The sequence below is a fragment of the Pseudomonas rhizozeae genome (assembly GCF_031583775.1).
Lineage (GTDB): Bacteria > Pseudomonadota > Gammaproteobacteria > Pseudomonadales > Pseudomonadaceae > Aquipseudomonas.
Map to the genome: position 1 here is coordinate 237,579 of NZ_JAVLSB010000059.1, position 7,010 is coordinate 244,588.

A 7,010-nucleotide genomic window follows, 5' to 3' on the forward strand; every position below is an offset into this window, starting at 1 on the left:
GCAGGAGACATGATGACAACGCAGCTTTTGACCCCAGGGTCGGTACCGCAGCGCCTGGCGCAGACCCGTGAGCTGATGAGCCGCGAGGGCATTCACGCCCTGCTGGTGCCGTCGGCCGACCCGCACCTGTCGGAATACTTGCCCGGTTATTGGCAAGGCCGGCAGTGGCTGTCGGGTTTCCACGGTTCGGTCGGGACGTTGATCGTCACCGCTGACTTTGCCGGCGTATGGGCCGACAGCCGTTACTGGGAGCAAGCGACCAAGGAACTCAAGGGCAGCGGCATTGAGTTGGTCAAGCTGCAACCGGGTCAACCGAGCCCGCTGGACTGGCTGGCCGAGCAAACCCCGGAGGGCGGCGTAGTGGCGGTGGACGGCGCAGTGATGGCCGTCGCTTCGGCGCGCACCTTGGGTAGCAAACTCGACGAACGTGGCGCGCGCCTTCGCACTGACCTCGATCTGTTGAACGAAGTCTGGAGCGACCGCCCGGCGCTGCCGAACGCGCCGATCTATCCACACTTGCCCCCACAGGCCACGGTCAGCCGCGTCGAAAAACTCGCCAAATTGCGCGAAACCCTGCAGGCCCGGGGCGCCGACTGGCACTTCATCGCTACCCTCGACGACATCGCCTGGCTGTTCAACCTGCGCGGCGGCGACGTGTCGTTTAACCCGGTGTTCGTTTCTTTTGCCTTGATCAGCCAAGACCAGGCGACTTTGTTCGTGGCTCTGAGCAAAGTCGACAACGCTTTGCGCGCCACCCTCGAACAGGATGGCGTGAACCTGCGTGACTACAGCGAGGTGGCCGCGGCGTTGCGCGCCGTGCCTAAGGACGCCAGCCTGCAAATCGACCCGGCGCGGGTCACTGCCGGGTTGCTGGAACATCTCGACAGCAGCGTCAAACTGGTCGAAGGCTTGAACCCGACCACCCTGGCCAAGTCGCAAAAAAGCCTGGCCGATGCCGAGCACATTCGCCAAGCCATGGAGCAGGACGGCGCGGCGCTCTGTGAGTTTTTCACCTGGCTGGAATCGGCTTGGGGCCGCGAGCGCATCACCGAACTGACCATCGACGAACACCTGACCGCCGCCCGTACCCGCCGGCCAGGCTATGTGTCGCTGAGCTTCAACACCATTGCGGCGTTCAACGCCAATGGCGCGATGCCGCACTACCACGCCACCGAAGAAGAGCACGCGGTCATCGAGGGCGATGGCTTGCTGTTGATCGACTCTGGCGGTCAATACCTGGGCGGCACCACTGACATCACCCGCATGGTGCCGGTGGGCACGCCAACCGCCGAGCAGAAACGCGATTGCACCCGGGTGCTCAAAGGCGTGATTGCCTTGTCTCGCGCGCAATTCCCCAAGGGCATTCTGTCGCCGCTGTTGGATTCGATTGCCCGCGCGCCGATCTGGGCCGAGAACGTCGACTACGGTCATGGCACCGGCCACGGCGTGGGTTACTTCCTCAATGTGCACGAAGGTCCGCAAGTGATCGCTTACCAAGCGGCCCCGGCGCCGCAAACCGCGATGCAAGCGGGCATGATCACCTCGATCGAGCCGGGCACCTACCGTCCGGGCCGTTGGGGTGTACGCATTGAAAACCTGGTGCTCAACCGCGAAGCGGGCAGCAGTGAGTTCGGTGAGTTCCTCAAGTTCGAAACCCTGACCTTGTGCCCGATCGATACCCGTTGCCTGGAAGCTTCGTTGCTGACCCAGGACGAGAAAGACTGGTTCAACGCCTATCACGCCGAAGTCCGCGAGCGCCTGAGCCCGCTGCTCGACGGCGCGGCACTGGCCTGGTTGAACACCCGCACCGCGGCTATCTGATCGGCTGCATAGGCGATGCCTGGGCGAGTGCGTCGCTCAGGTAATCGACAAACGCACGGACCCTGGCGGATTGGCGACGATTCGCCGGGGACACCGCATGTATCGGCAGCGACTGCGGCCGGTACTCCGGCAAAATCGCCACTACCCGCCCAGCCTTCAAGTCTTCGCTGAACAGCCACACTGGCGACAGTGCAATTCCCAATCCTGACAGCACCATGGCGCGAATCGCCTCGGAGCTGTTGCTCTGCGCGTTGCCCTGGATCCGCACTTCTTGACGCTCGCCGTCCTTGGTGTAACTCCATAGATTCTGACTGTTCAGCAGGTTGAATTGCAGACAGTTGTGCGCGAGCAACTCCTGCGGCGTGCTTGGCTCGCCGTGTTGCGCCAGGTAATCGGGCGCGGCGACCGTGACACGGTGGGTGGTGCCAATCTGCCGGGCTATCAGGTTGCTGTCGTTCAACTCGCCCATGCGCAAAGTGACGTCGATGCCTTCGGCGATCAGATCCTGGTTGCCGTCGCTCAGTTGGAGGTCAATCTGCACCTGTGGATATCGCTGGAGGAAGTCGGCCAGGCGCGGAGCGATCTGCAAGCGCCCGAAACTCACCGACGAGCCGATGCGCAACGGCCCGGCGACAGTTTCCCGGCCGGATTGGAAACTGTGTTCGGCGGCGTCGATCGCCGCCAGGATCTCCAGGCACTGCCGGTAATAGCGCTGGCCCTCATCTGTCAGCGATAGCCGACGGGTGCTGCGCGCAATTAACCGGCCGCCAAGTTCAGTTTCCAGGCTGCGGAGGATTTTGCTGATGGTCGGCTGACTGGTCTGCAGCTCCCGCGCCACTGCAGAAAAACTGCCGCGTTCGACCACACGCACGAAAATCGCCATCGCATTGAGTTTGTCCACGGAATCTCCAATTCATGCCAATAAGGCATGGTCACTATAGCTATTAAGCCTCTTATCGGCATGAGTGAGCCGGCTGATGATGGCCGTCACTTCTTCTGACATGAGAGAGCGAAATGACTGACTTAATAGAGATGCTTGCGCTGATGGTCGACTCTGCCAACGGTCCGTTACGCTTGACCTCAGTTGCCCGGCCCGCAGCGGGCGCCGGGCAGGTGCTGGTGAAGATCGCAGCCAGCGGGGTCAATCCGCTGGATTTGAAAATCCGCGCGGGGCAGGGGGCTCATGCTCGCCAGCCATTACCAGCGATACTGGGCATCGATCTGGCCGGCACGGTGGCGCAAATAGGGGAGGGAGTCGAAGGTTGGGCGGTGGGTGACGAAGTGTATGCGATGGCCACCGGGATCGGTGGCGTGCCGGGTTCGCTGGCCGAATATGCTGCAGTGGATGCGCAACTGTTGGCGCGCAAACCAGCTAATTTGAGCCCGCGGGAAGCGGCGGCGTTGCCTTTGGTGCTGATCACTGCCTGGGAGGGTTTGGTCGATCGGGCGCGGGTGCAGTCCGGTCAGCGAGTGCTGGTGCACGGTGGTGCCGGCGGGGTCGGACATGTGGCGGTGCAACTGGCTCGAGCTTTTGGTGCCGAAGTGTATGCCACCGGTTCAGCGCACAGTCGCGCCGTGATCGAGGGCTTCGGCGCGACCTTCATCGACTACCAGCAAAGCACCGTGGAGCAATACGTGGCGGAACACACGGCAGGGGAGGGTTTCGACATTATTTACGACACCGTGGGTGGCGCAACGCTGGATGCGTCGTTCAAGGCTGCCCGTATGCATGGCGGTCATGTGCTGAGTTGCCTGGGCTGGGGTGAGCACAGCCTGGCGCCATTGTCGTTTCGGGCAGCGACCTATTCGGGGGTGTTTACGCTGCTGCCGTTGCTGAGTGGTCAGGGGCGTGAGCATCACGGGCGAATTCTTGCGCAAGCCGCGCAGTTGATCGAAGCGGGGCAGTTGCGGCCGTTGCTCGATCCGCAGCGGTTCAGTTTGCAGACCGCTGAGCAGGCTCATGAACGACTCCGTACGGGAGCCGCCCAAGGCAAGTTGGTGGTGGAGATTTAAGCCAAGGCTTCGATGACAAAATCCAGGCGATCCTGGCCAAAAAACATCTGGTCGCCGACGAACAGGGTCGGTGCGCCAAACACACCGCGCTTTACGGCGTGTTCTGTGTGGTCCTTGAGCGCGGCCTTGATCTCTTCATCGGCGGTCATTGCCAGCACCTCTTCGGGATTGAAGCCGTTCTGGCTGAGCACGGCCGCGACGGTTGCCGGGTCGTCGAGGGCTTTGCCATCGACCCACAGGGCGCGGAACAGGCAATCGATGAACGCCACGAAGCGTTGCGGTTGGCGCAGTTGGATACCTGTAACCGCGCGCATCAGCATCAGCGTGTTAATCGGAAAGTGGGGATTGAATTTCAGCGGCACGCCGTAGCGGTGGGCGTAGCGGTCGAGGTCCTGGAACATGTAGCGACCTTTCGCCGGGATGGTCGCGGGCGAAGCGTTACCGGTGGCTTTGAACACGCCGCCGAGCAGGATCGGCCGGTAGATCAGTTGGCTGCCGGTTCGTGCGCAGATCGTCGGTAACTGGGTGTAAGCCAGGTAAGTCGCCGGGCTGCCAAGGTCGAAATAGAACTCCACATCTTTGCTCATGGGCTGCGCGCTCTGCTTGTTGTTGTCAGGAAGTGCTTACCAGCGTTCGCTCCAGGGCCGCAGGTCCAGTTCGAACGTCCAGGCGTCCCGTGGCTGGGTGTGCAGGTACCAGTAGTTTTCCGCGATATGGTCGGGGTCGAGAATGCCGCCCTCGTCCTTCGTCGCGTATTTTTCGGGGAAGCTCTCGCGGATGAAATCGGTGTCGATGGCGCCGTCCACCACGATATGCGCGACATGGATGTTCATCGGCCCCAGTTCGCGGGCCATGCTTTGCGCCAGGGCGCGGATGCCGTGCTTGGCCCCGGCGAAGGCTGCGAAACCAGCGGCGCCGCGCGTACTGGCGGTGGCTCCGGTAAACAGAAGGGTGCCGCGTTGGCGCTGGGCCATGCGCTTGGCCACTTCCCGGGCGTTGAGAAAACCGGAGAAACAGGCCATTTCCCAAATCTTGAAATACTTGCGGGCAGTTTCTTCGAGAATGCTACACGGCACGTTGGCGCCGATGTTGAAGACAAAGGCTTCAATTGGGCCGATCTGGCTTTCGATCCGTTCGACCAGGGCCACCACGTCGTCTTCCTTGCGCGCATCGCAGGCAAAACCGTGGGCCTGACCGCCGCTGGCTTCGATGGCATCCACCAGCGGTTGCAATTTGTCGGCACTGCGCCGGGTCACGCAGGCGATATACCCTTCCCGGGCGAAGCGCTTGGCGATGGCACCACCCGTGGCGTCCCCAGCACCCACTACCAACACGACTTTCTTGTTATTCATAAGAGAGCGTCCTTCAGTCAGCGAACGTTAGCGCGGCGCCAAGGGCGATTATTTGCAGATCACAATCATGCTGCGGCTGGTGTAGCCCGCGGGGTTGAGGCCGAACGGATAATCGCCGGGTTCTTCTACCGTATCCCCGGACTTGGCAATCACCTTGTAACCCTTGGGCGCGCAGGAATTGGCAGCGCTGGTGTAGCACTTGTCCCAGGACGAAGAGAGCCCCGAACAGTTAATGTGCAAGCCTTTACGGCCGTGCTTGATTTCGGTCTTCGACGTCGCCGCGCAGCCCGCAACGGCCAGTACGGCGATCAATAGCAAAAGTCGTTTCATTCCCATCCTTAATAGCTGCCTCGGGTCTGGCGCCCGAGTTCGGCTGTGTTCACACCTGTGTTGGCTGATTTCCTTATCCGAATGCTCCAGGGTGGCGTTTATTAACGGGGCTAAACATGGCCTAAATATGCGCTAAATGCCAGACCTTCATCACGAGCCCGATCAATCCGCCGGCACTGCAGGCTGTGCGTTGGACGCCATGGTCAGAGTGGCACCGACGGAGGCCATGATGATGCACAGAATCGCCAGCCATTGCGCCAGCGTCAGGTATTCGTGGAGAAACAGCAGACCTGACAGTGCGCCGAATGCGGGCTCAACACTCATCAGTGTCCCGAAGGTGCGAGCGGGCATGCGCGTCAGGGCAACCATCTCAAGGGTATAGGGGAGGGCGGTCGACAGCACCGCAACGGCTAGAGCCACGGGAATCAGTGAGGGCGTGAGCAATGCGGCGCCCGCATGAACGATGCCTACCGGGGCGATAAACAGCGCGGCGATCATCACGCCGAGGGCGGCAGTCTGGACTCCGTTGTCAGCCCCGGCCTTCTGCCCGAACAGAATGTACAGCGCCCAGCAGACCCCGGCACCCAGGGCATAACCGGCACCCAGCAGATCGATCCCGCTGCTGGTGGCACCGGTGGGGATCAGCAACAGCAACCCACAGACCGCGAGGGCGATCCATAGAAAGTCGATGGCGCGGCGTGAGGCATAGATCGCAACCGCCAAAGGCCCGGTGAACTCAAGCGCTACCGCAATGCCCAGCGGGACAGTGCGCAGTGACATATAGAAGAGGAAATTCATGCCGCCGAGCGCGATGCCGTAAATGATCACGGTGCGTAACGATTTGGCAGTCAGCTTGGCGCGCCAGGGGCGTAACAGCAGCAACATGATCACGCTGGCGAAGATCAGCCGAAGTGTCGTTGTGCCTTGCGCGCCGACGATGGGAAACATGCTTTTGGCCAGAGAGGCGCCTGATTGGATCGACGCCATGGCGATCAGCAGCAGACCGACCGGGAAGAGCGCCGTGGCCAGGCTGCGGGGTTGTTCATTCATTGCGCGAGATCGTCCGATTATTAAAGGCAGTAACGAAGCTTTGGGCAATATAGTGCGCATAGTGCGGGTTTGCGTCTATATATAAGCAGGATTTCTTACGGCTTTAGATATTTCGATAGAAAAGAGCAATTATTGGTTGACGGCAAATCCTGGAGGTCTATAATTCGCCCCACTTCCGGCGCAGTCGAAACGGAAAACTCCTTGAGTTTCAATGGGTTATGATGTTTTCGGCAGTAACTGGCTTCAGTTCATCGAAGCCCGGAAGGAGTTGATAAGGCGGTGGGTTTGAGCCTTGTTAACGATTCGATCTTCTCGGTCGAAAGCGCTGTAAAAGAGGTGTTGACAGCAGCGAGTAACGCTGTAGAATTCGCCTCCCGCTAACGAGAGATCGAAAGCGCAAGTGGTTGAAGTTGCAGAGGAAACTTTGAAAACTTCTTGAAATAA

7 protein-coding genes are annotated in these 7,010 nt (G+C 60.6%); 2 read left to right on the forward strand and 5 right to left on the reverse strand.

Annotation, left to right across the window (positions count from 1 at the left end; genetic code table 11):
• Positions 1 to 12: 12 nt before the first annotated feature.
• Entirely contained in the window at positions 13 to 1,821 is a 1,809-nt protein-coding gene (locus RG836_RS21435; RefSeq protein WP_310849318.1) for an aminopeptidase P family protein, read from the forward strand.
• On the opposite strand, the gene RG836_RS21440 is transcribed toward RG836_RS21435, so the two are convergent.
• Positions 1,814 to 2,722 carry a LysR family transcriptional regulator gene (locus tag RG836_RS21440; protein WP_310849320.1) on the reverse strand — a complete coding sequence of 303 codons (909 nt, stop codon included), beginning with the start codon at positions 2,720 to 2,722 and terminating at the stop codon, positions 1,814 to 1,816. The genes RG836_RS21435 and RG836_RS21440 overlap by 8 nt on opposite strands.
• A gap of 113 nt (positions 2,723 to 2,835) precedes the next feature.
• Here RG836_RS21440 and RG836_RS21445 point away from each other — a divergent pair, with 113 nt between their 5' ends.
• Complete coding sequence (locus RG836_RS21445) at positions 2,836 to 3,834, forward strand: zinc-dependent alcohol dehydrogenase family protein (RefSeq protein WP_310849322.1); 999 nt, start codon at positions 2,836 to 2,838, stop codon at positions 3,832 to 3,834.
• Here RG836_RS21445 and RG836_RS21450 read toward each other — a convergent pair.
• The 4 genes from RG836_RS21450 to rhtA form a co-directional block, all read right to left on the reverse strand.
• On the reverse strand, positions 3,831 to 4,421 hold the full coding sequence (locus RG836_RS21450) for a 2-hydroxychromene-2-carboxylate isomerase (protein ID WP_310849324.1): 591 nt from the start codon (positions 4,419 to 4,421) through the stop codon (positions 3,831 to 3,833). The genes RG836_RS21445 and RG836_RS21450 overlap by 4 nt on opposite strands.
• A gap of 36 nt (positions 4,422 to 4,457) precedes the next feature.
• Positions 4,458 to 5,186, reverse strand: a complete 729-nt coding sequence (locus RG836_RS21455; RefSeq protein WP_310849325.1) for an SDR family oxidoreductase — start codon at positions 5,184 to 5,186, stop codon at positions 4,458 to 4,460.
• Positions 5,187 to 5,234: 48 nt separating this feature from the next.
• Positions 5,235 to 5,516 (reverse strand): hypothetical protein, encoded by a 282-nt coding sequence (locus RG836_RS21460; RefSeq protein WP_310849327.1) that lies wholly within the window; start codon positions 5,514 to 5,516, stop codon positions 5,235 to 5,237.
• A 162-nt stretch (positions 5,517 to 5,678) separates the two neighbouring features.
• Positions 5,679 to 6,566 carry a threonine/homoserine exporter RhtA gene (gene rhtA, locus RG836_RS21465; RefSeq protein ID WP_310849329.1) on the reverse strand — a complete coding sequence of 296 codons (888 nt, stop codon included), beginning with the start codon at positions 6,564 to 6,566 and terminating at the stop codon, positions 5,679 to 5,681.
• Positions 6,567 to 7,010: the final 444 nt, after the last annotated feature.

Bases quoted from the DNA above. Each gene is read 5' to 3' on its own strand.
- RG836_RS21450 (WP_310849324.1), bottom strand. From the start codon at position 4,421: ATGAGCAAAGATGTGGAGTTCTATTTCGACCTTGGCAGCCCGGCGACT.
- RG836_RS21435 (WP_310849318.1), top strand. From the start codon at position 13: ATGACAACGCAGCTTTTGACCCCAGGGTCGGTACCGCAGCGCCTGGCG.
- rhtA (WP_310849329.1), bottom strand. From the start codon at position 6,566: ATGAATGAACAACCCCGCAGCCTGGCCACGGCGCTCTTCCCGGTCGGT.
- RG836_RS21455 (WP_310849325.1), bottom strand. From the start codon at position 5,186: ATGAATAACAAGAAAGTCGTGTTGGTAGTGGGTGCTGGGGACGCCACG.
- RG836_RS21460 (WP_310849327.1), bottom strand. From the start codon at position 5,516: ATGAAACGACTTTTGCTATTGATCGCCGTACTGGCCGTTGCGGGCTGC.
- RG836_RS21445 (WP_310849322.1), top strand. From the start codon at position 2,836: ATGACTGACTTAATAGAGATGCTTGCGCTGATGGTCGACTCTGCCAAC.